At 72.2% G+C, this 24,066-nt stretch carries 21 protein-coding genes, 1 other RNA gene and 3 pseudogenes; 9 read left to right on the top strand and 16 right to left on the bottom strand.

What is annotated here, in order from left to right:
• Positions 1 to 63: 63 nt before the first annotated feature.
• Positions 64 to 438, bottom strand: a transfer-messenger RNA (tmRNA) gene (gene ssrA, locus B207_RS37585).
• Between the two features lie 294 nt (positions 439 to 732).
• On the opposite strand from ssrA, the gene B207_RS0121485 reads away from it, so the two are divergent.
• Together B207_RS0121485 and B207_RS38670 are read left to right on the top strand one after the other, a co-directional pair.
• Positions 733 to 1,203, top strand: a complete 471-nt coding sequence (locus B207_RS0121485; RefSeq protein ID WP_018638659.1) for a VOC family protein — start codon at positions 733 to 735, stop codon at positions 1,201 to 1,203.
• A 248-nt stretch (positions 1,204 to 1,451) separates the two neighbouring features.
• Positions 1,452 to 2,069: pseudogene (locus B207_RS38670) on the top strand (YoaK family protein); the annotation flags it as partial.
• 28 nt (positions 2,070 to 2,097) lie between these two features.
• On the opposite strand, the gene B207_RS34835 reads toward B207_RS38670, so the two are convergent.
• The 4 genes from B207_RS34835 to ftsE are packed head-to-tail and all read right to left on the bottom strand — an operon-like array spanning position 2,098 to position 5,799.
• A complete protein-coding gene (locus B207_RS34835; RefSeq protein ID WP_018638656.1) occupies positions 2,098 to 3,600 on the bottom strand; it encodes a THUMP-like domain-containing protein in 1,503 nt (500 codons plus the stop codon).
• Positions 3,600 to 4,076 carry an SsrA-binding protein SmpB gene (gene smpB / locus B207_RS0121465; protein ID WP_018638655.1) on the bottom strand — a complete coding sequence of 159 codons (477 nt, stop codon included), beginning with the start codon at positions 4,074 to 4,076 and terminating at the stop codon, positions 3,600 to 3,602. The genes B207_RS34835 and smpB overlap by 1 nt, the downstream gene beginning before the upstream one ends.
• 59 nt (positions 4,077 to 4,135) lie before the next feature.
• On the bottom strand, positions 4,136 to 5,008 hold the full coding sequence (gene ftsX, locus B207_RS0121460) for a permease-like cell division protein FtsX (RefSeq protein ID WP_018638654.1): 873 nt from the start codon (positions 5,006 to 5,008) through the stop codon (positions 4,136 to 4,138).
• Positions 5,008 to 5,799 (bottom strand): cell division ATP-binding protein FtsE, encoded by a 792-nt coding sequence (gene ftsE, locus B207_RS0121455; protein WP_018638653.1) that lies wholly within the window; start codon positions 5,797 to 5,799, stop codon positions 5,008 to 5,010. The genes ftsX and ftsE overlap by 1 nt, the downstream gene beginning before the upstream one ends.
• 227 nt (positions 5,800 to 6,026) lie before the next feature.
• Here ftsE and B207_RS38665 point away from each other — a divergent pair, with 227 nt between their 5' ends.
• The gene (locus B207_RS38665) at positions 6,027 to 6,209 is read left to right on the top strand and encodes a hypothetical protein (RefSeq protein ID WP_071088515.1); all 183 of its coding nucleotides are present in this window, start codon (positions 6,027 to 6,029) and stop codon (positions 6,207 to 6,209) included.
• 87 nt (positions 6,210 to 6,296) lie between these two features.
• Positions 6,297 to 6,956: an AAA family ATPase gene (locus tag B207_RS0121450; protein WP_018638652.1), complete on the top strand. Its 660-nt coding sequence runs from the start codon at positions 6,297 to 6,299 to the stop codon at positions 6,954 to 6,956.
• Positions 6,957 to 7,014: 58 nt separating this feature from the next.
• On the opposite strand, the gene cobA is transcribed toward B207_RS0121450, so the two are convergent.
• The 3 genes from cobA to prfB form a co-directional block, all read right to left on the bottom strand.
• A complete protein-coding gene (gene cobA, locus B207_RS0121445; RefSeq protein ID WP_018638651.1) occupies positions 7,015 to 7,791 on the bottom strand; it encodes a uroporphyrinogen-III C-methyltransferase in 777 nt (258 codons plus the stop codon).
• Between the two features lie 378 nt (positions 7,792 to 8,169).
• Positions 8,170 to 9,039 carry a polysaccharide deacetylase family protein gene (locus tag B207_RS0121440; RefSeq protein ID WP_018638650.1) on the bottom strand — a complete coding sequence of 290 codons (870 nt, stop codon included), beginning with the start codon at positions 9,037 to 9,039 and terminating at the stop codon, positions 8,170 to 8,172.
• A gap of 438 nt (positions 9,040 to 9,477) precedes the next feature.
• Complete coding sequence (gene prfB, locus B207_RS0121435) at positions 9,478 to 10,578, bottom strand: peptide chain release factor 2 (RefSeq protein ID WP_026311297.1); 1,101 nt, start codon at positions 10,576 to 10,578, stop codon at positions 9,478 to 9,480.
• A gap of 1,396 nt (positions 10,579 to 11,974) precedes the next feature.
• On the opposite strand from prfB, the gene B207_RS0121430 reads away from it, so the two are divergent.
• Complete coding sequence (locus tag B207_RS0121430; protein WP_018638648.1) at positions 11,975 to 13,096, top strand: hypothetical protein; 1,122 nt, start codon at positions 11,975 to 11,977, stop codon at positions 13,094 to 13,096.
• Between the two features lie 44 nt (positions 13,097 to 13,140).
• On the opposite strand, the gene B207_RS0121425 is transcribed toward B207_RS0121430, so the two are convergent.
• From B207_RS0121425 to B207_RS41735, 3 genes are all read right to left on the bottom strand, one after another.
• The gene (locus B207_RS0121425) at positions 13,141 to 13,629 is read right to left on the bottom strand and encodes a pilus assembly protein TadG-related protein (protein WP_018638647.1); all 489 of its coding nucleotides are present in this window, start codon (positions 13,627 to 13,629) and stop codon (positions 13,141 to 13,143) included.
• Between the two features lie 11 nt (positions 13,630 to 13,640).
• On the bottom strand, positions 13,641 to 16,010 hold the full coding sequence (locus B207_RS0121420) for a molybdopterin-dependent oxidoreductase (RefSeq protein ID WP_018638646.1): 2,370 nt from the start codon (positions 16,008 to 16,010) through the stop codon (positions 13,641 to 13,643).
• A 104-nt stretch (positions 16,011 to 16,114) separates the two neighbouring features.
• Positions 16,115 to 16,252, bottom strand: coding sequence for a hypothetical protein (locus B207_RS41735; protein WP_018638645.1), 138 nt, complete (start codon positions 16,250 to 16,252; stop codon positions 16,115 to 16,117).
• On the opposite strand from B207_RS41735, the gene B207_RS42955 reads away from it, so the two are divergent.
• Positions 16,251 to 16,679: a helix-turn-helix domain-containing protein gene (locus B207_RS42955; RefSeq protein ID WP_407671447.1), complete on the top strand. Its 429-nt coding sequence runs from the start codon at positions 16,251 to 16,253 to the stop codon at positions 16,677 to 16,679. The genes B207_RS41735 and B207_RS42955 overlap by 2 nt on opposite strands.
• Here B207_RS42955 and B207_RS0121410 read toward each other — a convergent pair.
• The 3 genes and pseudogenes from B207_RS0121410 to B207_RS38655 form a co-directional block, all read right to left on the bottom strand.
• Positions 16,652 to 17,503 carry a RodZ family helix-turn-helix domain-containing protein gene (locus B207_RS0121410; protein WP_026311294.1) on the bottom strand — a complete coding sequence of 284 codons (852 nt, stop codon included), beginning with the start codon at positions 17,501 to 17,503 and terminating at the stop codon, positions 16,652 to 16,654. The two genes, B207_RS42955 and B207_RS0121410, sit on opposite strands and share 28 nt — an antisense overlap.
• Positions 17,503 to 18,018 (bottom strand): SigE family RNA polymerase sigma factor, encoded by a 516-nt coding sequence (locus B207_RS0121405; RefSeq protein WP_018638644.1) that lies wholly within the window; start codon positions 18,016 to 18,018, stop codon positions 17,503 to 17,505. The genes B207_RS0121410 and B207_RS0121405 overlap by 1 nt, the downstream gene beginning before the upstream one ends.
• A 566-nt stretch (positions 18,019 to 18,584) precedes the next feature.
• Positions 18,585 to 18,776: pseudogene (locus B207_RS38655) on the bottom strand (TetR/AcrR family transcriptional regulator); the annotation flags it as partial.
• Between the two features lie 55 nt (positions 18,777 to 18,831).
• On the opposite strand from B207_RS38655, the pseudogene B207_RS42950 reads away from it, so the two are divergent.
• Positions 18,832 to 18,939: pseudogene (locus B207_RS42950) on the top strand (VOC family protein); the annotation flags it as partial.
• A 64-nt stretch (positions 18,940 to 19,003) separates the two neighbouring features.
• Here the strand turns inward: B207_RS42950 and B207_RS0121390 are convergent.
• Positions 19,004 to 21,235 (bottom strand): WD40 repeat domain-containing serine/threonine protein kinase, encoded by a 2,232-nt coding sequence (locus B207_RS0121390; protein WP_018638641.1) that lies wholly within the window; start codon positions 21,233 to 21,235, stop codon positions 19,004 to 19,006.
• A gap of 155 nt (positions 21,236 to 21,390) precedes the next feature.
• Positions 21,391 to 22,098, bottom strand: coding sequence for a hypothetical protein (locus B207_RS0121385; protein ID WP_018638640.1), 708 nt, complete (start codon positions 22,096 to 22,098; stop codon positions 21,391 to 21,393).
• A 345-nt stretch (positions 22,099 to 22,443) separates the two neighbouring features.
• On the opposite strand from B207_RS0121385, the gene B207_RS37070 reads away from it, so the two are divergent.
• Together B207_RS37070 and tnpC are read left to right on the top strand one after the other, a co-directional pair.
• Positions 22,444 to 22,914 (top strand): sugar phosphate isomerase/epimerase family protein, encoded by a 471-nt coding sequence (locus tag B207_RS37070; protein ID WP_018638639.1) that lies wholly within the window; start codon positions 22,444 to 22,446, stop codon positions 22,912 to 22,914.
• A 100-nt stretch (positions 22,915 to 23,014) separates the two neighbouring features.
• Positions 23,015 to 24,066 (top strand): IS66 family transposase (gene tnpC, locus B207_RS0121375; protein WP_018638638.1); only part of this gene is annotated, 1,052 nt, incomplete at its 3' end.

Genomic DNA, 24,066 nt, shown 5'->3' with positions numbered 1-24,066 from the left:
GCGCCGCAGCCGTCCTACCAGCCACAACGCCCCCGAAGGGAGCGGTTCGCGCAATGCCTACATGGGTGGAGGTGGCGGGAATCGAACCCGCGTCCTCCGGCCCCGACACAGGGCTTCTCCGGGCGCAGCCTGCTCGTTTTTTCTCAGCCCCGCCGGTCCCGCAGGCAAGCCGGCGCAGGCTCAGTCGCTGTTAGATTTCCCGACTCACCCCGCGACCGGGTGGGACGGTGATCCTCCTGTCGACGCCAGGTCCTGGGCCGGAGGAACTCCCAGGCTGACGGCTACTTGGTCTCTGCTCAGGCCGCGAGGGCGTAAGCGGAGGTAGCAGGCTGCGTCTTAGTGGCAGCTATTGTTTTGAACGGATCGTTTACGAGATAACCGCTCATCCTCGGCCCGCTTCCCCTGCCTCGACGTCCGGAGTCGAAGCCGGTCACCCCCTGGCTGTGTGACAACATCCTTACCCTACCGGAGCGCCGGCATGACGCCCGGGCTCCAGATGGTCCAACGACGACCACCACACCGATGTTCCCACACGCCCCCGGACACCGCCACCGCGTTTCCGCCCGCGCCGCACCCGCACCCGCGCCAGGGCCCGGGACCCGGCCGCGGAGCCCATCGCCCTCGGGCTGACACCAGGAGGGGACGCCGGAGAGGGCCCTACCGGGCGCGGAACATCCCCGACCTCCCTATAGTTGAACGTTCAAGGATGTCGACGCGGAACCTGGAGGGGCCATGGAGATCAAGGAGCTCGGACATCTGGTGCTGTACGTGCGCAACCTCGAACGGTCGGCGGCCTTCTACCGGGATGTCCTGGGCTGGCCCCAGGTCTTCCCCGATCCGGCTGACCCCGCGGGCATGCTCGGCTTCCCGGCCGCCGGATTCTCCTCGGGGCGGACGCACCACGAGCTGCTGCTGATCGAGGTGGGCGAGGACGCCGCGGAGCTGCCCCGTGGACGTCGTGTGGGGCTGTACCACTTCGGGCTGAAGGTGGGCGACAGTGACGACGAGCTGCGCGCCGCCCTGGAGCGGATCTCGCAGGCCGGAGTGCGGATCGCCGGCGCATCGGACCACACGGTGACGCACAGCCTCTACATCTACGACCCGGACGGGAACGAGATCGAGCTGTACGTCGACATGCCCGGCGTCGACTGGCGCAACAACCCGGCCCTGATCGCCGCGCCCATCCGCCCGCTGCGCCTCTGACCGGGCCGGGGAGGCCGCCGGACTCCCGCGCGTCGGCCGCGGGCACCGGATGCGCCGGCCACGATACTCACCGGGTGCGCTCACTCGGCAACCCTCGGCGCAGGCGCACCCGGCGGAGGCAGAGACAGAGGCAGAGGCAACGCGCGGCGCACACCACCGCGACCGCGGCCTGCAGGGGAGCCACCGAGGGGGCGGCCGCGGGGGTCCCCCGCCACGCCGAACGGCGGATCACCGCGCTGCTGCTGACGATGACGGCGCTCACCGGCCTCGTCGACGCGATGACCTTCCTCGGTCTCGGCGAGGTCTTCGTGGCGAACATGACGGGCAATGTCGCCGTGCTGGGATTCTCGCTGGCCGGCGCCAGCGGTATCTCCGGTGTGCTCTCTCTGGACGCGCTGCTCTGCTTCGTGGCCGGTGCGCTGGTCGGCGGGCGCATCGGTACCCGTTTCGATCATCATGCCCGGCTGTGGCTGGGGACGGTGACCCTCGTACAGGCCGTGCTGGTCGCCGCGGCGCTGATCTTCGCCGCGTTCCCGCTCAGCGACGAGCTGCAGGTCGCGGTGGACGCCGGCGGCCGCCTGATCGAGACCCACTCCTCCCCCGCCGACTACACGCTGGTCTCGATGCTGGCCTTCGGGATGGGTCTGCAGCACGCGACGGCGCAGCGGCTGGCGAGGCCGGAGATTCCCACGAACGTGCTGACCACGACGATCACGACGTTCGCCATCCAGACCCGGCTCGGCGGTGGCCGCGGGTCGCGGGGGCTGCGGCAGCTGGCCGGTCCGGCCCTGCTGCTGGGCAGCGCGGCGGTGGGCGCGCTGGGCTTCCTGCGGATGTCCACACTGTTCCCGCTGGTCTGCGGACTGGTGCTGGCGGCGACGAGCTTCGGGCTGGTCACCGCCCGGCCGACGCTGGTCCAGGCCCATCCCCGGCGGGTGTCGGACCCTCTGCCGCCACCTCCGCCACCTCCGCCACCTCCGCCCTCTCCGCCGCCGCCCCCTCCGCCCTCTCCGGCGCCTCCACCTGCCCCGTCTGCGCGGCGGTGAGCTCGGTGCAGAGGATGGCCCAGGGGGCGTCACGCACCCTGGTCATGAGCACGGTCATCGTCGGGCCGTGCGGAACCAGGTGACGGCGGGCGGGCAGCAGGCGACGGCGGATCGCCTCCACATCGCCCGCCAGCCCCCGGCGGCGGACGTCGAGCGCGCTGACGCCGGCGGCCCGCACGGCGGCGGCGACGCGCCGGACGTCGAACGCCATCTCGGCCTCGACCCGCAGTATCCGGGCGAACGGCGTGGCGACCGGGCGGTCGACGCCGAGGAACGCGATCCGCGGATCGATCTGCCAGCCGTCGACCAGCCGGCCGAGGGTGCCGACGAGGCCTGCCCGGGTGACGGCCGGGCTGGGGTCGAGGATGAACGGGCCGGGCGGGCGCAGCGGGAGCCCGCCGGCCGGACCACCGGTGAGGGCGTCGCCCGCGACGTCACCGAAACGGTCACTGACACGGTCACTGACACGGTCACCGGAGCCGTCGCCGGAGCCGTCGGGCTCGCCCGTCAGCGTCGCCACCTCACCGTTTCGCAGCAGGACGGTGGCGCGCCGGGGCGCCGTCCCCAGCGCGGGGGCGAAGAGCACGGACTCCTTCAGGCCCCGCCCGTCCGCGACGAACTCGATCTCCCAGCCGGGGGGCACGACGTCCAGCCGCAGGCCGGGGGCGGCCTTGATGGCGACGGCCTCGACCCGGTCGACCAGGGCGAAGCACCAGCCGAGCGGCGGCTCGCTGGTGCCGGTGGCCATCCGCTGGTCGCCGCCGCGCCGTGCCGGGTCGACGAACACGCCGTCGACGCCGCGCAGATCGACCTCCCGGACGTCGGCCTCGCACGGCTCCACCCGGCCACGCTCGCGGACACCGGAACGGGAGACGGGATCGACGGCGTCCGCCACCTCGGCGTTGTGGACGGCCATCCGCAGGTGCAGCGGGTCTCGGTCGACGGCGAGGACGGGGTGCTCGGCGGCCAGGGCGACGAGGTCGCCGCCGATTCCGGTGCACAGGTCGGCAAGCCGGCCACGGCCGGCGAAGCGGGCGGCGCGGTGGGCCGCGGCGCGGTGTGACGACGCCTGCTCCAACCCGGGGCGGGTGAAGAACATCTGGTCGGCGGCGGGGAACTTCGCGGCCGCGCGGGACCGCAGCTCCGCCTGGCCGAACGCCGCCGCCACCAGCTCGGGCGGGTGGCCGGCAGCCCGCAGGCGGGTGCCGTCCGCGAGCTCGGACCCGCGGGCGAGGGCGGCGGCGGCCGCCGCGAGCAGCTCCGTGCCGAGCGGACTGAGCAGCGCGTCGAAGGTGGCCAGCCGCGCGGTGGCGGCGTCGTCAGCTGCGGCGGTGCCGCCGGCGGCGGTCATCAGCCGCGACGCTTGGCCTGCCGGCCCATGATCCGGGCCATCTCCCGGGTCGCGTCCCGCTCGGCGAGGGCGTGGCGCTTGTCGTAGTTCTTGCGCCCGCGGGCGAGGGCCACCTCCACCTTCGCCCGGCCGTCCTTGAAGTACAGCGAGAGGGGGACGATCGTGAGGCCACCCTCCTGCGTCTTCCCGATCAGCTTCTCGATCTCGGCGCGGTGCATCAGGAGCTTGCGCCGCCGCCGCGGGGCGTGGTTCGTCCAGGTGCCCTCGGTGTACTCCGGGATGTGCACGTTGTGCAGCCAGATCTCACCGTCGGCAATCTGGGCGAAGCCGTCGACCAGGGACGCCCGGCCGGCGCGCAGCGCCTTGACCTCGGTGCCCATGAGCACCACCCCGGCCTCGTAGGTGTCGAGGATGTCGTAGTCGTGGCGGGCGCGCTTGTTCTGCGCGATCAGTTTGCGCCCGGTTTCCTTCGGCACTGCTCCTCAGCCCTGCTTCCCGTCCGTCGCACGGTCCGTCACACCATCGTGGGGCGCCGTCACGCCCGCAGGTGTCTGCGCAGCGCGACGGACGCCATGCCCGCCGCGGCCGTGACTCCGACGGCAAGCACTGTCGCGGCCGCCACCCACACCGCGTCCCATCCGAACAGTGGGAACATTGTCTGGCGGGCGAATCGTCCGTCCACCAGATATATCTTCGCCAGCACCAGAGCGCCCACTGCCAGGAGCCCACCGAGCAGGCCGGCGAGCGCGCTCTCCAGCATGAACGGCGCCCGGATCGCCGCGTTGGTCGCGCCGACCAGCCGCATGATCGCCGTCTCCCGCCGCCGTGCGTGGGCGGAGATTCTGATCATGGTGTAGATGAGCACGAACGAGGCCACGGCCTGCACGGCCGCCAGCACGAACGCACCCAGGGTGAAGGCGTCGAGGAAGCGGTACAGCGGGCCGAGCAGGGCCCGCTGGTCCCGGACGGCCTCGACACCGTCGCGGCCAGTGTACGTCTCGACGATCACGGCGGCATCCCGCGGATCAGTGAGCGCGAGCCTGAAGGACGCCGGGAGATCGTCCGGGCCGACGCCCGCCACGACGTCCGGCGAGGTCCGGAAGTCGCGGCGGAAACGGTCGTAGACGTCCCGTTTGCTCTCGTAGGTGACGCCGCCGACCAGCGGGTCGGCGGCGAGCTCCTCGCGCAGGGCCTGGCGGTCGGCGTCGTCGAGGCCGTCCTGCAGGTCGACGACGATCTCGATCTGGTCGAGCAGGAAGCTGTCCACGGTGTGCGCCTGGGCGCGCAGCAGCAGACCGGCGCCGAGCATCGCGAGACAGATCGTGACGGTGACGACCACCGCGCAGGTCATCGCGACGTTGCGGCGCAGAGTGGTGACCAGCGCCGCGAGCAGGGGGCCGGGGCGCATCAGCCTGCTTCCCGGCCCGTGGGCGCCGGCGCCTGCACGCGGGCGCGCTGCGCGGGTACGTCGAGCGGGCCGGTGTCGATGTCGGGGCTGGTGGCGGACGGGCCGTCGGGGTTGTCGTAGCCACCGCGGCGCTCGTCGCGGACGAGTAGACCGGCGTCCAGCTCCAGGACCCGCAGGCGCATGGCGTCGACGAGCCCGGCGTTGTGTGTCGCCATCAGGATGGTGGTGCCGGCCTGGTTGATGTCGTCCAGCAGGTCCATGATCTCGGCGCTGGTGGCCGGGTCGAGGTTGCCGGTCGGCTCGTCCGCCAGCAGGACCTGGGGACGCCCGACGAACGCCCGGGCGATGGCGACCCGCTGCTGCTCCCCACCGGAGAGCTCGTCGGGGAACCGCTTCTCCTTGCCGGTGAGGCCGACCAGTTCCAGGACCTCGGGGACCACAGCACGGACCACGTGACGCGGACGCCCGACGACGTCGAGCGCGAAGGCCACGTTCCCGGCAACGGTTCTGTCCGGCAGCAGCCGGAAGTCCTGGAACACGCAGCCGACGCTGCGGCGCAGCAGCGGAACCTTCCGGTCCGGGATCCGGGCGACGTCGCGCCCGGCGACCTCGACCAGCCCCGTCGTCGCGCGCTCCTCGCGGAGCAGCAGGCGCAGCAGCGTCGACTTGCCGGAACCCGAGGGACCGACCAGGAACACGAACTCGCCCGCACCGATCTCGGTGCTGACGTCGCACAGCGCCGGCCGGCTTCCCGCGGCGTAGCGCTTGGTCACGGAGGCGAGCCGAATCACCTGGACCTCCCTTACCCACCCGTCGGGCCCATCACGATACGTAGTCGGATGGGTGAGGTCTCGCACCGTCGCCCGCGCGCGTCCGCGATCGTCGGGTTCACGGCACGCGGTGTGGCGGCGAACGACATCGACCGGGCGTACGGTGGAGGTGTCGTATCGCGTCCAGCCGGTGACGGGCCCTCCTCGGTGCCCGCCGGTCGCCGGGCCGGGCCGAAGGAGGACGGCACATGTGCTGCGAAGACCTGGTCTGTGCGAGATGCGCTGCTCCGGTCGCCGAAGGTCGTTGCCCCTCATGTCGTGCTGCGCGCGAATCCCTGCACCACTCGTCCTTCACGATCTCCCCGCAGCTACTGATGGCGCTGTGCGCCGTCCTGCTGGCGCTGCTGGTCCTGGCCGGCTACCGCATCTGAGGGCGCTTGCAGCCGCTTCGCCGCGGGTCAGCGCGGCCACCGTCACCATCCGTGCCGAAACCGATGTCCGCGCCCGGTTCTAGCAGCGTGCCGGGCGGCCCCGCACCGCTGCCCGCCCCGCGACCGCCGGGTGGGAGCGCAGGCGAGCACCCGAACACGGCCACGCCCGGCGACGCCGGCTGGGTTCTGGCGGTGCCCGCCGGCGGGATCCTGCTCGTCGCCGGCATTCCGGGTGCGGGGAAGAGCACCCTCATCCAGCGTGTGTTCCCGGCCGACCCGGCGGCTGGCCCGCCCGCCGGGGCCGGGCCGGTGGTGCTGGACTCCGCGCAGGTGCGGGCGCTGCTGGCCCGCCGGCTGGGGCGGCTTCCCTACGCCCTGTACCGTCCGGTGGTGCACACCGTGCACTACTGGCGCATCGCCGCGTGGACCGTCGGCCCGCGGCGCGATCTGGTCATCCACGAGTGCGGCACGCGGACATGGGCCCGGCGCACCGTCGCCCTGCTGGCGCGGCTGCGGGGGCGGCCCGCGTACCTGGTCTTCCTGGAGACGCCGCCGGCCGCCGCCCTGGCCGGGCAGCACCAGCGTGGGCGGGTGGTCCCGCACCGGTCCTTCCAGCGGCACGAACGGTCGGCGGAACGCATGCGCACCGCGCTGCGGAACGGCTCGCTGACCGCCGAAGGATGGGCCTGCGCCCGCGGCATCACCCGTGACGAGGCGGCCCGCCTGACCCGGATCAGCTTCGACTGACCCCGTTCCGCTCGGTTCGGGCCCCGAGCCCGGGGCCGGGCTCGGGGCCGGGCTCGGGCTACCGCTCGGGGTCGGGGTCGGGTACCCGGCCCAGGCCGAGGCTTCCGTGCAGCCCGACGACCTCGCCGATCACGATCACCGCGGGCGAGGAGATCCCGGCGTCCCGCGCGAGCCCGGCGATCTCCTTCAGGGGGCCGGTGACGAGCCGCTCCCGGCTGGTGCCGCCATCCTGGATCACCGCTGTCGGGGTCTGCGGGGACCGCCCGCGCTTGATCAGTTCGGCACTGATCCTGGGCAGTGCCGCGACGCCCATGAGGATCACCACCGTGCCGGGTCCGGAGGCGAGCGCGTCCCAGTCGGCGGTCGAGCCGGGGTGGGACGGGTCGACGTGCCCGCTGACGATCGCCACGTCCTGGGTGATCCCGCGATGGGTGACCGGGATCCCGGCCAGCGCGGGCACGGCCACCGCGCTCGTCACCCCCGGGACGACCTCGCAGCGCACCCCGGCCGCTGCGCACGCCAGTGCCTCCTCGCCGCCCCGGCCGAAGACGAACGGATCGCCGCCCTTGAGACGGACCACACCGCGGCCACGCCGAGCCTGTGCCACGATCAGAGCGTTGATCTCCGTCTGGGTGAGGTTGTGTCCGTGCGGCGCCTTGCCGGCGTCGACGATCTCGGCACCCGGCCGCACCTCGTCGAGCAGCTCGGCCGGTGCCAGGCGGTCGACCACCACCACGTCGGCGCGCCGGAGCAGGCGCAGCCCGCGCAGTGTGATCAGATCCGCCCGGCCCGGCCCGCCGCCGACCAGCGCGACCCATCCGCCCGGTGTCTCCACTCGCCCACCCCCACCTTGCCTGCTGGCGCCGCTCGCCTGCCCGCGGCCTTGTGTCCCGCCTGGTCAGTGTCCGTCCTGACCGCGGTCGGCTGCGAACGGTCGTGACAAGCCGGGCAGTTTCGCCGCTGCCCGGCGCGCGCCGGGTGGGGGGCCGGGGGGGGCGGAGGGGCGGCCCGAAGGCCCGGAGGGGGCTGAGCGGTGGCGCCCGATGCCACCTTCGGGCGTCGCTCGGCCCTTCCGGGCGGCGCTGACACGGGATCAGCCCGCGGAATGACCATGGAGGATTCCGAGCCGCAGCCGAACATTCAGCACGACGGCTGGAAAGATCCCCGGCCAGCCGGCGGCGGGAGGCCTGCCGGCTTCACGTTGCGAAAGCCGTCAGGCGGTTTCCACGCCGAGGCGCCAACGGATCGACCGATACGCACGCCACCCGGCGCTGAGTTTGCGGCGGGCGGCCAGTGCCGCGTCGCGATGCCCCTCGGTGACCAGGCGAATAATGTCAGCGGCGCCCACGGAACGACCGACGATGAGTCGGCTCACCTGGAAACGGGACCGACTGCGCCGGTGTATGCGGTATCCCATCTCGCATGCCGATGCGAAACCGGCGCTTTCGACAATCCGCCGGACACCGGGCGAATGGTAGCCGAACGGATAGCAGAAACTGCTTGGACGGTGGCCGGTCTCCTCGGCGATGGTGCGCATGCTCGCGGTGACGTCGTAGCGCGCGATGGCGGGCGGGACGACGTCGAGCTCGACGTGCCGGTGCCCGGCCGCGCCGATCTCGATCCCGCGGTCGGTCAGCGCGGCGAGCGTCGGCCAGTCGAGCAGGGCCAGCTCACGCTCCGCGTACGGCTCGAGCCAGCGGGCCCGCTGCCCGACGTACGCCGTCGGCACGTACAGGGTCGCTCCGGCGCCGAACTCGGCGAGCACGGGAAGCGCCCTGGTCACGAAGTCCTCGAAGCCGTTGTCGAAGGTGACGGCGACCTGGCGCTCCCGCGGGTTCGCGAGCGCGTCGGAGAGGCTGGTGATGGTGTAGCCATGCTCGGCGAGGCTGCCGAGCTGCTCGACGAGGGCGCCTGCCGGTACCTCCCACCTGCGGAACGACGGGACGGAGCAGTCACCGATGCTGTGGTACACCAGCACCGGGAGCACGGCCCTCGACGGCCCGGGGGCCGAGTCCTCCGCGGTGGTGCCGTGATGCCACGTTCCACCCGGTGACGCCGCCATGGCCGTCGACATGCCGGTCATCGGTCGTCACGCCTCGATGCGACTACCGTGAGTTCGGACATTCCACCCGCCGTCTCGTCGATGAAGCTCGTTCGGCAGCACGTGGGACGACAGTACTTCGACCTGGTGCGCTTCGAAGGACGAAACCGCGAATCCACGTGGTGCCCCCATCCCCACGCCGCGGCCGACGGGAGCCAGGAACCACGTCGCGCGGCGGCGCCGAACGGAGCGTCACTCTACACGCGCGCGGACGATGAGCCAATCCCTCGATGTCCGTCCCGGCAGGGTGGAGCGCAATGGTCCGGTTGATGACCTGAACTGCGGAAGATTTTTCTCGTATGCGAGGCGGTCCGCTTGTTTCACTCGCGCGTCGGCGGGTAAACCACACCGACTTCTTTCCGGCCATTCCCCGGCGACTGTGGTTGCCGAATCAGGCCGGGGAACAACCGGAAAATCCGGTCATACGTCTTTTTCGGCAGCCCTGCGCCACCTGATCTCGCCGTCGATGAAGTCGTCGATGTCGCCGTCGAGAACCGCACCGGTGTTGGACGTCTCGACCTCGGTGCGCAGGTCCTTCACCATCTGGTACGGGTGCAGCACGTAGTTCCGGATCTGCGACCCGAACGAGACGTCCTGCGGCCCGCCGGTGAGGCGCTGCTTCTCCGCCGCCTCCTGGGCTCGGCGCCGTTCCAGCAGCTTGGCCTGCAGGACCATCATCGCCGCGGCCTTGTTCTGCAGCTGGCTGCGCTCGTTCTGGCACGTCACCACGATGTTGCTCGGCAGGTGCGTGATCCGCACGGCCGAGTCGGTGGTGTTGACGCCCTGCCCGCCGGGCCCGGAGGACCGGAAGATGTCGATCCGCAGTTCCTTCTCGTCGATGTCGACGTGGTCTGAGACCTCGACAGCCGGCGTCACCTCGACACCGGCGAAGGACGTCTGGCGGCGGTTCTGGTTGTCGAAGGGCGAGATCCGCACCAGCCGGTGGACGCCGTGCTCGCTGCGCAGCGTCCCGTAGGCGTAGGGGCACTTGACCTGGAAGGTGGCTGACTTCAGGCCCGCCTCCTCCGCCTCGGAGGTGTCGAAGACCTCCGTCGAGTAGCCGTGCCGCTCGGCCCAGCGCAGGTACATCCGGAGCAGCATCGCCGTCCAGTCGGCGGCGTCGACCCCGCCGGCGCCGGCCGAGAGCTGGATGATCGCGTCGCGCTCGTCGTACTCCCCGGACAGCAGGGTGCGGACCTCCAGCGCGGAGATGTCCCGCGCGAGCGCGGGCAGACCCTCCGCGGCCTCGGCGAGCAGGTCGTCGTCACCCAGGTCGAGGGCGGCGATGAGGTCGTCGAGGCGGCGCCGCAGGCCTTCGACCCGGGAGATGTCCCCCTTGACCGAGGAGAGGCGCCTGGTGACGCTCTGGGCCCGGATCTGGTCGCTCCACAGGTCGGGATCCGCCGCCTCCTGCTCCAGATCCTGGGCACGACGACGCAGACCCTCGATGTCGAGCACAGTCTCGATGCCTGCCAGCGTCGCGTCGAGAGTCTTGATCTCCTCGGAAAGGTCGACGGCCATGGTGGCCAGCCTACCGGCGAGCACCGGTGGGCCCGCAGACGGTTGATCCGCAGACCGCGTCCCACCTCACCTCTGCCGGTCGGGCCGGGGCCGGGGGCTGCTCGGCACGGGTGGTCAGGCACCTCCGGCGGGACGTCCGGACTCCCCCGGACACGCTCTCCGGCCCCCCGCTGAGGAACCCTCCGGAGACCACGGACCGGGCATCACCAACGGGGTCCGTCCTGCCGGCACGGACAACCGCGAGCCAATCACCGGTCCGGGCACGGCGAGTCACCTGCCGACAACATTTCGGAACGGGTCCTCCGGGCCCCGCCGGCCGACGCTCCGGATACGACGCCCGAGCCGCTCCGCCAGCGGGCGGAGCCTCCCGCGGCGGTCGAGCGGCGGGCAGTGGATCCGGTCCGCGCCGGGTCAGATGGCTCCTCACCAGGCAGGTCTCCACCGCCAGCGGACGCCCGTGGGACGCCCGTGGGACGCCCGTGGGACGCCCGCACCGTCCCGGACGGCTCCGTCCGCGCACCCGTCCGAGCGGCTTCGCCACGCGGATCTCCAGGTCACCAGAAAGAAACATGCAAGGGCACCGTGAAATGTACGGTTAACATCTGGCCGGTCAGACGACGACCAGCAAGTGAAATGGCATGGGATGTTTCGCGGGAGACATCCGGCGAGGTGCGTTCCACATCACGCCCCGCACCCGAGCTGCTCCCGAGGCGGCCGGAAGCGATATCGTCGTTTCCGTCGCGGAGTGGTGAGACGCCAAGTGGTGAGACGCGGAGCCTTCGATTCGGCTCGGCGGGCGGCCCGAATCGTTCGGGTGGCCTTCCGGTCGGCCGCGGGCGCCGCACGGCACGGCGGAGTTCGTGCCCAGGGACGAGGACGTCCCCGGGTCCGGGTCGCCGTGGCTGTCCTGGCGGAGGCCCGCACCGCGGCGAGCCTGCACTGACGCAGGTGCCTTTGTCTGGTGGGCTTCTGCGCACCAGCTCCGGGCAATGACGCCCTGGCGGCACCGCGGCCGCCCGATCGGGCCCGGCATCGTCGCTGATGCCGTCCACAGGTTCGCCCTGCTGTTCGACGCACACGGACCACGACATCGCGCTGGCGGGCCCACCGCCGGTGTTCGGCGTCGTTGTCACCCCGCCATGGCCAGCACCGCGGCGGCGGACAACGGCACCGCGGCAGACGACACAGCACCAGCAACAGACGTGAGGTCAGCGGATATGCGCACCCGCAACAGCCGGCAACCGGTGGCCGGTGGATACCCGGCCAGGCCCGGACGAACTGTTTGCGAATGTCAGGAGTGTCATTTCTCCAGGCAGCGCCGTCCCGGCCCGGGTCTGCCGCGCCTGTCGGCTTTCCCGCAGGCGGTATCGGTCACGGCATCGGTCACGTGGTCCCGATGACAGCGAAAAGCACCGGGACAGCGGCCCACGACACGGCGGCGGGCCTGCACGACGCCTGCCTGGCCTCGTTGCGCGCCGCGGTCGCCAACTACGAGACCGTCGACCTGGCTGTCACTGCCACGGCCCTCGAACCACTGGAAGAGACCACGAAGACCATCCCGCAGCAGTACCGCCTGCGGGGACGTCCAGCCATCGACTGGATGTGGCTGCACGCCGCGGTGACCACCGCCGCCGCGGCCACCGCCTACGACCGGGGCCAGCATGCCAGGGCCGCGAGCCGGGCCGACCGCGCCGCCTCCCTGGCCCGTGCGGCCGGAGACGGCCCGCTGGCTGCCCGGGCGCTGGCGCTGCGGGCCCGGGTGGTGCGCCCGCACAGCCCGGCGGTAGCCCTGCAGATCGCCGGCTCGGCAGCGCGGATCGCCGGCCGCAGCCCCACCCGGGCGCTGATCTCCGGCAAGGTCGCGAGCAGTGCCTGCGCGGCCGCCGGTGACGCCGCCGGTGTCCGGGACGCGGTCGCCCGCGCCTGGGCGACCATGGCGGAGCTCGGCGAGGAGGCGCACGGCCGCCCCGGTTTCAGCCTGGACACCTATTCCCCGGCCGATCTCGCCCTCGCCTGCGCGGAGGCGCTCACCACCGTCGGCGCCGCCGACGAGGCGACTCCGTACCTCGAGCGGGCAGCATCACTCATCGCGCGCAGCGGGCAGACCGGCATGATCGTCTCGGTGCGGATGGCGCAGTCACGCGCCGCCATCGCCCGGGCGTTCCCCGACCGCGACGAGGCGATCGAGCACGCCTCCGAGGCGGTCACGCTCGCCGCGCGCCGTCCGGCCGAGTGGGTGGCCCGTCTCGTGCGGGATGTCTCCGACCTCGCCGAGATCCGCACCGGCCACGGCTTCGACGACCTGGTCGCGGTCACCGCGGGCTGGATCGCCGCCCCCGAGCCCCTGCCGCCGGGCAGCAGCCGTGCCGCCGATGCCGCTGACACCGCCGCCGGCACCGCTGACACCGCCGCTGGCACCGCCGACTTCGCGGCGATGCCCCGATCCAGCGGGATGAGCACTGTTCCCGCCCCTCGGCGGGCACGCGCCTCCTGGCAGGGCGGCGTCGACGAACTCTGACCGTCGACCAGGACCGCGCCCGGCGTCAGCGCTCCGGGCGCGCGTCAGGGTTCGGTGGGGAGTCTGACCCGGGCCTGTGCCTGGGCGCCCGCCCGCACGGTGATCGGACCGACACCCAGGAAGCCCACCACGGGCAGCTTCACCACCCGGCTGCCCTCGACCCGCACCGTGGCCTCGTCGACGAGGTCGGCGGCAAGTGCGGTGCGGCCGGACGGATCCGCCCGGGTCTCGTAGTCCGCGACCGTGTCCTCGATGTCAGCCAGCGGCAGCGCGGTGTAGTCCTCCCCCGCGGTGTAGATCGCGTTCTCGTCGATGCGCTGGACGGCGGCCAGCGCCGCGCCGTCAGCCGCCGACGCCACCGACCGGCGCGCCAGGTAGACCACCGAGACATCGGTGACGACCACGGCGAGCATCGCCGCCAGCATCAGGTAGCCGAGCGTCAGGATCAGGATCGTCCCGCCGTCGGACGGAGCTCCGCCCGTGCCCTCGGGACGCCCTGCGGACGCCGCCCGTCCGATGTGCGTGCCGGTCACCGCCCGCGGCCTCAGTCCGCCGGGACGACCCGCACCGGAATGCCGTTGAGCACGGCGTTACCGGAGAGCAGGTCGACCCGCGAGCCGTCGGTCAGGATGTTCGTGTTCACGCCCGCGTGGTCCGCCGCGACCGACATCCGGGTGCCGTCCAGGCCGTGGCCCCAGCCGTGCGGGAGGCACACCACCCCGGCCATCATCTCGTCGCTGACCTGCACCGCGACGTCCAGCGAGCCGGCGGCGGACGTGATCCGCGCGGATCCGCCGTCACGCACCCCGCGGCGGGCCGCGTCCTGCGGGCTGATCAGCAGGGTGCAGCGGTTCCGGCCCCTGGCCAGCGCCGGGACGTTGTGCATCCAGCTGTTGTTCGTCCGCAGGTGGCGCCGCCCGATCAGGGCGAGCTCGGCCTCGTCCGGCGCGTCCGCCCGGTCGAGGGTGGCACGCAGCCGGGCGAGCTCGGCCAGGACGGGCTCGGGGCACAGCTCGACGGTGCCGCTGGCGGTCCGCAGCAGGGTCGGGATCCGCGGTTCGAGCGGGCCGAGGTCGATTCCGTGCGGGTTCGCCAGCAGGGTGGCCAGCCGCAGGCCGTCCGGCCGGGCCCCGAACGCGTCGCCGAAGTGCCCCGTGCGCAGGGCCACGTCCAGCAGGCGTTCCGGGACGGTCTCCCCGTCGACGAGAGCGCGCAGTTCGGCGACGTCCCGCCCGCGGACGGGCGAGCCGGCGTCGCTGGTCGCGCGGCGCAGGGCGTCCACGACCAGGCTCTCGTGGAAGGCCTCGACCTCGTCCGTGCTCGGCACGACGGCAGACCCGCCAGACCCGGCAGGCGCGGCAGACCCGGCAGGCGCGGCAGGATCTTCGGTGGGCGAGGCGTCGAGCGTGCGGGCGACGAGGGTCAGGCGGGCCATGATGTCGTGCTCGGCCATCCCGCCGGGATCGGGCGGCAGCACCGGGGGCGAGTAGGTCGCCACCGTCCGGACAGCCAGTGCGCCGAGGCTGAAGTCGTAGTGCCCGACCCTGGCCGCGTCGGTGGGCGGAAGCACCACATCGGCATGCCGGGACGTCTCGTTGAGGTACGGGTCGACGCTCACCATGAAGTCCAGCTGCGCCAGCGCCGCGGCGAGCCGGGCGGAGTCGGGCGTGGACAGCGCCGGGTTCCCCGCCACGGTGAACAACGCCCGCAGCTGGCCCTCACCCGGTGTATCGATCTCCTCGGCGAGCGCGGCGGACGGGAGCTCGCCCATCACCTCGGGCAGCCGGCGCACCCGGGTGTGCCAGCGCCCGATGCCCCAGCCACGGCCCACGCCCCGCTGACCGGCCGGCACCCTGTCCGCGCGGCCGTGCGCACCCCGGCCGAACATCATCCCGCCCGGCGCGTCCAGGTTGCCGGTGAGCACGTTCAGGACGATCGTCAGCCAGCTCGTGAGCCCGCCGAACTCGACCGTCGTGGTGCCCATCCGGCCGTAGACCGCGGCCTGCGGCGCCGCGGCCAGTTCCCGGGCGGTGCGCCGGGTCGTCTCGGCGGGGATGCCGCATCGGGCCTCGACCGCCTCCGGCGTGAACGGGCCCGCGAGGTCGAGCACCTGGCGCAGCCCCGTCACATGGTCCGCCAGCCGGCCGGGCCGGACGAGCCCCTCCGCGGCGAGCACGTGAACGAGCGCGAGCAGCCACAGCGCATCCGAACCGGGCCGGATCGGCAGGTGCTCGTCGGCGAGCTCCGCGGTGCGGGTCCGCCGCGGGTCCACCACGACGACCTTCCCGCCCCGCGCCCGGATCGCGGCGAGCCGGCCCGGGAAATCCGGCGCCGTGCACAGGCTGCCGTTGGAGACGGCCGGATTCGCCCCGAGAATCAGCAGATGGCCGGTGCGGTCAAGGTCCGGCACCGGGATCAGGGACGGATGGCCGAAAACCAGCCCGCACGCGACATGCATCGGCATCTGGTCCACCGTCGAGGCGCTGAACAGGGCCCTGGTCCGCAACGCGCGGATGAGCGATGGCCGGTGCTGGGCACCGGCCATCGTGTGCGCGTTCGGATTACCGAAATAGAGCCCGACCGCGGCCGGGCCGTGGCCGCCGACCACCCGGCCCAGCCCAGCCCGGACGGCGGCGAAAGCCTCGTCCCAGCTCACCTCGCGGTGCTCGCCGGTCGCCCGGTCACGCAGCAGCGGGCGACGCAGCCGGTCGGGGTCATTGAGCAGCGCCGGCAACGACGCGCCTTTAGGACAGATGAAACCGCGGCTGAAGACATGCTTCGTGTCGCCGCGGGCTGATGCGACCCGCCCGTCCGAGATCCGCAGTTCCAACCCGCAGGTCGCCTCGCACAGCGGACAGATCCGCAGGGCGGTGACCGATCCGGTCGACGTGTTCGGCCCCGGTTTCGTGGTCATGCCCGGCAGGATCGCATATTCCGGACGGGTCCGCGCGCTCCGGCCCCGCCGCCTGCGCCGATACCGCGCCGGGCGGCGAGCCCGGCCTGGGACGTCCCGCGGCCTCAGGAATGGTCGAGAGCCCAGGCGAGTGCGTGGTCGGCGACCTCCTCCCAACCTTCCTGCGCGGGCAGCAGATGGGAGCGGCCCGGGAACTCCACGACCGCCGCCGACCGCCGGACCCGCCGGACCCGCCGGACCATTGCCGAGGAAACCCTCCTCGTCCGGGTCCTTGCCTACAGCCGCGCCCATCTGAAGGACCCGGGCCTCACCCCTGCCCGCACCGCCCACGCGCACGGCATCTCCCTGCGTACCCTCTACCGACTGTGCGAGGATGGCGGTTCAGCCATTGAACAATGGGTGATCCGCAAACGTCTCGAAGGCACCCGCGACGACCTGATCGCACCCGAGCACGCCCATCGCACCATTGAGGCCATTGCCCGCTCCTGGGGTTTCGGCAGCCCGGCCTACTTCGCACGGCGTTTCCGCCAGGCCTACGGCCTCGCCCCCAGCCGTTGGCGTCACGCTGGATCCGCGGCGGGACACGACACCTGGCACGAACGTTCCAACCAGGCAGCCGGCCGACCGTTGAGAATAAACCCTCAGGCGGTTCCGACGAGGAAGGAATAGGTGGAAGAGCTCACCAGCCAGCGCCCGTTGCCCCGGACGGCTTTCACCGGCCGCCTGATCTCGTACCCCCACTGCTCGCCGAGTACGGGATCGTTGTGGGTGAGGACGATGGTCGCGCTGGCCTCGTGGTCGGTGTTCATCGTGATGCCCTCGAGTCTGGCCTTGAGGCTGCCGGCGACACCTGGATAGCGCTGCCTGAACCTCACCGTCATGTCGTGGTATTCCAAGCCATTCTGGACATAGGCCAGCCCGTCATCGATATTACCGTCCGAGTCGAACGCCTCGGTGAATGCAAGAGTGATCTGGTCGATGGTGGCCTGGTCCGGCAGTACAGGGGCTGCTGACGAGAAGCTCGTCGCCCCGGTCGACGGAATGCCTGGATACACAGGCGTGCTCGTGGCCGACGGCGCGGAGGCACCCGGCGACGAGGGCGCCAGGGCCGCCGGGGGGCTGCCCGGGTTCGCGGGCGCGCCGGTGGCCAGCCTGGAGAACGGCCCGCCGTCCGTCGATGTGATGATGCTCAGCCCGTCGCCAGGAGCGAGATGACCCTCGACGGCCAGGCCGCCGAGGATCACCGAACTCGCGGCGAGCGCCGCCGCTCCGATCACGAGCGCCCTGCGCCGCCCCTGGCGACGCGGCAGCTCCGACGCGCGGACTCTGGCGGCCAGGCCTGCCGGAGCCACGACGGATCGGGTGGCCCGGTCGAGCAGCTGGCGCAGCGTCTGCTCGAAGTCCGGATCAGACGCGGGGGTTGTTCCGGCCCCCGGCCCGGGGCCAGGGCCCATGTCGGAGTCGGAGTCGGGGTAAACGCCGTCGGCAGGCATCAACGCCTCCTCTCGCTTTGGATGCGGACATCCCCCAGATGCTGACTCAGACGCAGCCGGGCAAGCGCCCGCGACGCGTGGGACTTCACCGAGCCGACGCTGCAACCGAGAATCTCAGCCACCGCCGCTTCCGGCAGATCGTCGAAATAACGCAGGACGACTACGGCACGTTGTCGTTTCGGAAGTTCCTGCAGCGCCCTCAGCACCTGGTCCCGCAGCGCCAGGTCCGGAACTCCCTCCACGCCGACCCGTTCGGCCGCCGCGTCCAACGACTCCTCTCGGATCTGTCTCGCCCGCCGCCAGCGCGATGCCGCATTCACCATCACCCGGCGGACGTAGGCCTCCGGAAGAATGATCTTCTCTGCCTCCCAGCGCCGGTAGGTGCGTTCCAGGGCACCCTGCAACAGGTCCTCGGCCGCGTGGCGGTTACCGGTCAGAAGAATGGCCGTCCTCAGCAGACGGTCGCCCGAGGAGACGACGAAACCCTCGAACGACTGATAGGACGCCTCGTCCATCGAGTGCCCCCCTCGATTGGGCCGCGCCGCCCAGTACCACCGTGTACACGTCGACGGGACCGCGGCCCGCCGTGAGGCGGTCCGCTGCCCACTGGGCGCGCCAGGCCGACTGTCGGCCGACGGCGCGCGACTGCGCCGCCGTCGGCCGGACCAACAGTCACTGGCTCCGGCGGCGCGGCACCCCCTGGCCACGCGACATCCGGGAAGCCGCCGGTCGACGGACTACGCGGGAGCACCCCCGAGCGTGGACGCCAACCCCAGCGCACTGGGGCCATCAGGACAATCCGCCATTCACGTCTCCTGCTCTGGTGGACGCTGGCCGGGCGATGGCACGCACCGAGACGACCTGGCATCCCTTTCGACGGTTACCACCTCCTTAGAGCGCCACCACCGCGATCAGGTTGACGTAATGAGCCAAAACCTTCCCCAACATTCGGTGTCGCTAAGCAACACTCCAGCAACCAGGAGTGCGCTTCGCGTCCTGGGAGCCGACGGTGACGAGTTCGTCGTGCACATGGACCGATCGACCGGGCGTACCGCGGCGGGTGCGGCGGGCCCGGCGGGTGTCAGGGGCGTTCGATGAGGGGCGCCAGGCCGTCGAGCAGGCGGGCGAGGCCGAAGCGGTACGCGTGGTCGGGATTGTGGGCGCTGCCGTGTGCCTGGCCGGCGGCCGTGCCGACCCGGGTCGCGCGCGGGTAGCGCTGCTCGTCCAGCACGCGGGCCAGCAGGGGGCCGACGCGGGCCCACCACCGCGTGTCGTCACCGTCGGGGGTGGAGGCCGCGTCCCAGTGGAGGGCGCAGCGTGGAGACCTCGAATGGGGAGAGCGCGCCTTCCAGGTCCGCGACCCCAACGGCGTCATCGTCCAGCTGGTCGACTGGAACGGCCCCGGCGGCCACCCCACCACCGGGAACGTCCACTGACGTCGAACTCGTACGGCCAGCCGCCACCGTGGTTCAGGCGGGAAGCGGACCACGGCGGCGCCGCTCAGCCGAGGCCCCACAGCCGGACCAGCTGGTCACCACCGGCGGTGACCAGCATGTGCCCGTCCGGGGAGAAGGCGACCGACGAGAAGCCGGACTGGCTCGTCAGCGGCTCTCCCAGCCGGCGGGGAGCCGCCTGGTCGGTGACGTCCCACAGCAGCACCCTGCCGTCGTCGCTGCCCGTCGCCAACGTGCGCCCGTCCGGCGAGAAGGCCGCGGCGGGGACGGTCGCGGTGTGGTCGGCCAGCGGCGCGCCGAGCCGCCTGGGCTCCACGGGCCTGGTGATGTCCCACAGTTGGACCGTGTCGGCGTCGCCGGCGGTGGCCACGGTACGGCCGTCCGGGGAGAAGGCGATGGCATAGACCCAGCCGGCGGCGACGGACGGCAGCTCGGCCGTCTCGCGGGCGGAGCTCTCCGTGGTGACGTCCCACAGGACCGCCCGCGGACCGTCGCCGCTGGCCACGGTCCGGCCGTCCGGGGCGAACGCCACCGCCGCCGTGTTCCCGTCGACACGGGTCAGCAGCCGGGGCCTGGCGCGGTCGGCGACGTCCCAGAGGATCATTGCCTGCCCGCTGCCGGCGGCGACGAGCCGGCGGCCGTCCGGCGCGAAGGCGACGGAGTACATGAGGCCGTCGTAGCCGGTCAACGGCTCACCGAAGGCGCGGGGAGCGACGGGGTTGCTGATGTCCCACAGCCGCAGGGTCTCCTCGCCCGCGACGGCGAGGGTACGGCCGTCCGGCGCGAAGGCGACATCCTCGACCCGCCCGAGGTGGGTGATCGCCCTTGTCCCGAGGTCGCGGGGCGAGGTCGGATCGGAGACGTCCCACAGCAGGACGACCTGGTCGTCGCCACCGGTGGCCATCAGGTCGCCGCGGGGCGCGATCTTCACCGTCCAGACAGCCGCGGTGTGCGCGGCCAGCGGCGTACTCAGCAGCTCAGGGGCCTCGCGGGAACCGACCCGCGCCAGCGGCCCGTCGGTGGACGGCACCGCGGTCGGCCCGGCGCCGCCCGCGGCGGACCTCCGGCCGCTGTCGCCACCGCCCTGCAGGAGGACTAGCAGGAGGCCCACCACCCCGGCGACAAGCACAGTCGCAAGGCCGGCGACAAGCACAGTCCCGAGGCTGGTGACGGCGCTGCGGCCCGGGTGCCGGCCCCCGGCCGGTCGGCGCCCGCCGGCGCCCTGCCCCGCCGGGCCGTTCGGGGGCGGCGCCTGGTAGGGATGCTGGAGCGAGGCCTGGTTGGGGTTGGGGTAAGGCCCTGGAGGCGAGGCCGGGTGCTGCTGCGGATGCGGGTACGGCTGCGGGTACGGGTACGGCATGGGCGCCGGGAAGTGTGGGGCCTGCGCCGACCGGGTCGGGTGGGGATGGCCGTCGGCGGCCGCGCGGACGTCGTCGTCCAGGCGCGCCGCTGTTCCCCCGCGGGCGAGCCAGCCCGGACCGAGCTCGACGACCGCCGCGTGGGCCAACTCCATCGCGAAGGCATGGGCCGACGGCTGTCGCGCGGCCGGCTCCTTCGCGAGTGCGCGCATCAGCACCTGGGAGATCCGGGCGGGGACCCCGGCCGGCGGGGGCGGCGGAACGTTCAGGTGATGGGCGATGAGGGACGGCGCCGGAAGGCCCACGCCGTACGGCGGTTTCCCGGTGAAGAGCTCGTACAGCATCGTCGCGAGGGAGTAGAGGTCGGTCGCGGCGCTGAGCCGCCCCGCCAGCAGCTGTTCCGGTGCCATGTAGCGGGGGGTGCCGATGATGGCGCTCGCGCTCGCGTCGGCCGCCGCGCCCTCCACGAGCTTCGCGATGCCGAAGTCGGTGACCTTCAGCAGCCCGGCCCGGTCGAACAGGATGTTCTCCGGCTTGATGTCGCGGTGCAGCACCCCGTTCTGGTGGGCGCACGCCAGCGCGGCGGCCACCGCCAGCCCGACCGCGCACACGGCCTCGGTGGAGATGCCCGCCGCACGTTTGGTGAGCGTTCCGCCGGGCAGCAGTTCCATCACGATCAGGTGGAGATCGTCCACGGTGACGGCGTCGAAGACCCGCACGACGTGCGGATGGTCGAGAAGCGCGAGCAGCCGGGCCTCGGCCGTCGGTCCCTGGCCGATCGGCAGGACCTTGATGGCCACGTCCCGCCCCAGCTCACGGTGCCGGCCGGCCAGGACCACGCCGAACGCCCCCCGGCCCAGCTGGGAACCCAGCTCGTAGGCGGGCAGGGCGGTGACGAGCCGTGCCTCGTTGAGGATCACAGGAAGATGAACCAACCTCGATCGGGTCTGCCACGGATTGTCGGTGTGACGGTGACATTCTGACAGCGGCGTCCGGAGCTGTTCGGCCAGGGCCGGCGGGTCGGTCAGCCGGCAGGTTCGGTCAGCCGGCAGGTTCAGTCAGCCGGCAGGTTCAGTCAGCCGGCAGGTTCAGTCATGTCCACGGCGGTGAGACGTCCGGCGATCTCGTCGGGCTGCCAGACGCCGTGAGCGCCGGGCAGCCCGGCCAGGTAGGCGGCGATCCGCGCCGCCGACCAGCCGTTTCCCTCCCGCAGCCCGGACGCCAGCATGTCCAGATACGCCCCGGAAGGAGCGGTGGGAGCGACGTCGGCCAGCCCCCACGGGGCGGTGAACGTCAGCAACGGCACCGGGCCCCAGTAGCCGACGAGCAGCACCGTCTCGTACCGGCCAGGCCCGAGAACGGCCCGGCCGGCCCCGAGCAGAGCGGTCAGGTCAAGATCGCCGCCGGGTTCCCGGTGCATCTCCTGCGCCGCGACGTCGACGAACTGCTGGCGGCTGAGCAGGTACGCGCGGGCCGCGGCCGGGCCGGGCACCGCCGGGTCGTAGAACGCCATCCCACCGCCCCAGACCTTCGACTCCAGAGCGAAGTACACCGATCCCGGCAGCAGGAGCGGCGTGGTGGCACGCGGCGGACGACGGTCACGGCAACCCGGGTAGACGTGGGTCGTGCCCGGCATCGTCCCACCCCCCAGGTAGTAGGCCAGCCGTGACGACCGCAGGTTCGACCCGTAACTGACGTACCAGACCAGGGGTGTGTCCTCCCCCTCCCCCTCCGTCGCCACCTCGACCTCCTCGATCCCCGTCTGCCACCGGCCGACGTCCACGCCTGTCCAATCCTGGATCGTCGGCAGTTTTCACCCCCGGATCACCGCCCCTGCAGGAGGGGCTCTTCCGGCGGTGCGCGACCGGGAAAACGCCACCGGGCTCCGCCTGCCCGGCTACGACCGGCCCCTGCTGTGGCTGCGTCCGCGCCACCCCGACCACCGCACTCGATCCCCAAGGCTTCCCCCGGTATAACCGGGCAGATCGCGACCAGGCCGGAGCCTGCCGTCGTGACGCGGCAGGAAGGCGCCGTGCGGCTCTCCCCGCCAGCGCTTCACCTGGAGTTAGTGTCGTTGCCGGCAGGACTCCACAGCTGCCCAGCGAACAGCCGGACGACAGGAAACGGTGTGTTGATCTCTTTTCATGGAACACTTTCCGGGGGTGAGCAGGTCACTTGGCCGGAAAGCGTTCGCCTGGCCGGCCAGGCGGGGTTCTCAGCTGTCGAAGTTCCCCTACGGGAGGCTCATCCCGGCGGCGAGTCCAGAACTCGGGACCTACTCTCGGAGGCGGGCGTCGCGGCGGGCGCCGCCCGCCTTCCCGTCGAGTTCAGGGCCGACGAGCAGACCTTCGAGGAAGATCTCGCCACACTCCCTCAGTTGGCAGATTTCGCCGCGCGTATCGGCGTCCGCGCCATGGGTCGTTCCATCCCACCGTCGACCGATCTACCGATGGCGCTGATGCTGCCCGTCATCCATGGACGCCTCGTCCGCTGCGCCCGCATACTGGCGGAGGCGGGGATCGGTCTGGCACTTGAGTTTCACAGTCCTCTGCACCTGCGGCACGCACGTCCCCACGAGGTAACTGGTCAGGTCTCGTAGATCGTTTGTTTTTCGTTCCCCGGCGGGCTGGGACGCTGTGATGGCTTGGCGGTCCTGGGGTGTTGGTGTGGCGTGGTTGATCGGCCCGTAGGGTCCGGGTGTGTCCGATGATCCGCCCGCGCCGCCGGTGCCGTCGTATGACGAACTCGCGGCGCTGGTGGTGAGCCTGCAGGCGGATCTCGCGCGGGCGTTGGCACGGATCGCGGAGTTGGAGGCGCAGGTCGCGAAGACCTCGCGGAACTCGGCGAAACCACCGAGTTCGGACGGTCTGGCGAAGCCGCCCCCGAAGTCGTTGCGGAAGAAGACCGGTCGGCGCCCTGGTGGGCAGGCTGGGCATCCCGGGTCGACGCTGTGCCTGACGGATGAACCTGATGTGCGTCTGCGGCACGAACCGGGCCCGTGTTCGGGCTGTGGGGCGTCGCTCGCGGGCCGGCCGGTGGCCCGGGTCGAACGCCGGCAGGTGTTCGACCTGCCCGAACTACGCGCCCACGTCACCGAGCATGAGCTGGTGGAGCGTGTCTGTGGCTGCGGGACACCGACGAAGGCCGCGGCGCCGGACGGGGTGAATGCCCCGGTCCAGTACGGGCCGCGGGTGACCGCGGCGGCGGTCTACCTGTACGCGGGCCAGTTCCTGTCGAAGGACCGGACCGCGACCGCGCTGGCCGAGCTGGTCGGGATCCCCCTGTCCGCGGGCACGGTCGCGGCGATGACCGCCCGGGCCGCCGCCGACCTGACCGGTTTCCTGACCGCCCTCCGCGACCTGCTCGCCGGCGCCGAGGTGGTCGGCGCGGACGAGACCGGGCTCCGCGTCGCCGGGAAACTGCACTGGGTGCACTGCGCCCGCACCGGGAAGTACACGTTGATCGACTGCCATCCCCAGCGCGGNACCGGCGGGATCGACGCCCTCGGGGTGCTGACCGGCTTCGCCGGGGTCGTGGTCCACGACGCCTGGGCCGCGTATGACACCTACACGTCCGCCACCCACCAGCTGTGTGTCGCCCATGTGCTCCGTGAACTGCAGGCGATCACCGACACCGCCCCGGCCGGGACCTGGTGCTGGGCCACCCAGGCCGCCGACGCCCTCGTCGCCCTGCACCGCCTCACCGTCGACGCCACCACCACCGGCACGCCGGTCGACCCGAAGCCGCTGGC

This window comes from Parafrankia elaeagni (assembly GCF_000374165.1).
Lineage (GTDB): Bacteria > Actinomycetota > Actinomycetes > Frankiales > Frankiaceae > Parafrankia > Parafrankia elaeagni.
Note: the sequence above shows the minus strand (reverse complement) of the source record. Positions and strands in the feature narration are given on the sequence as shown.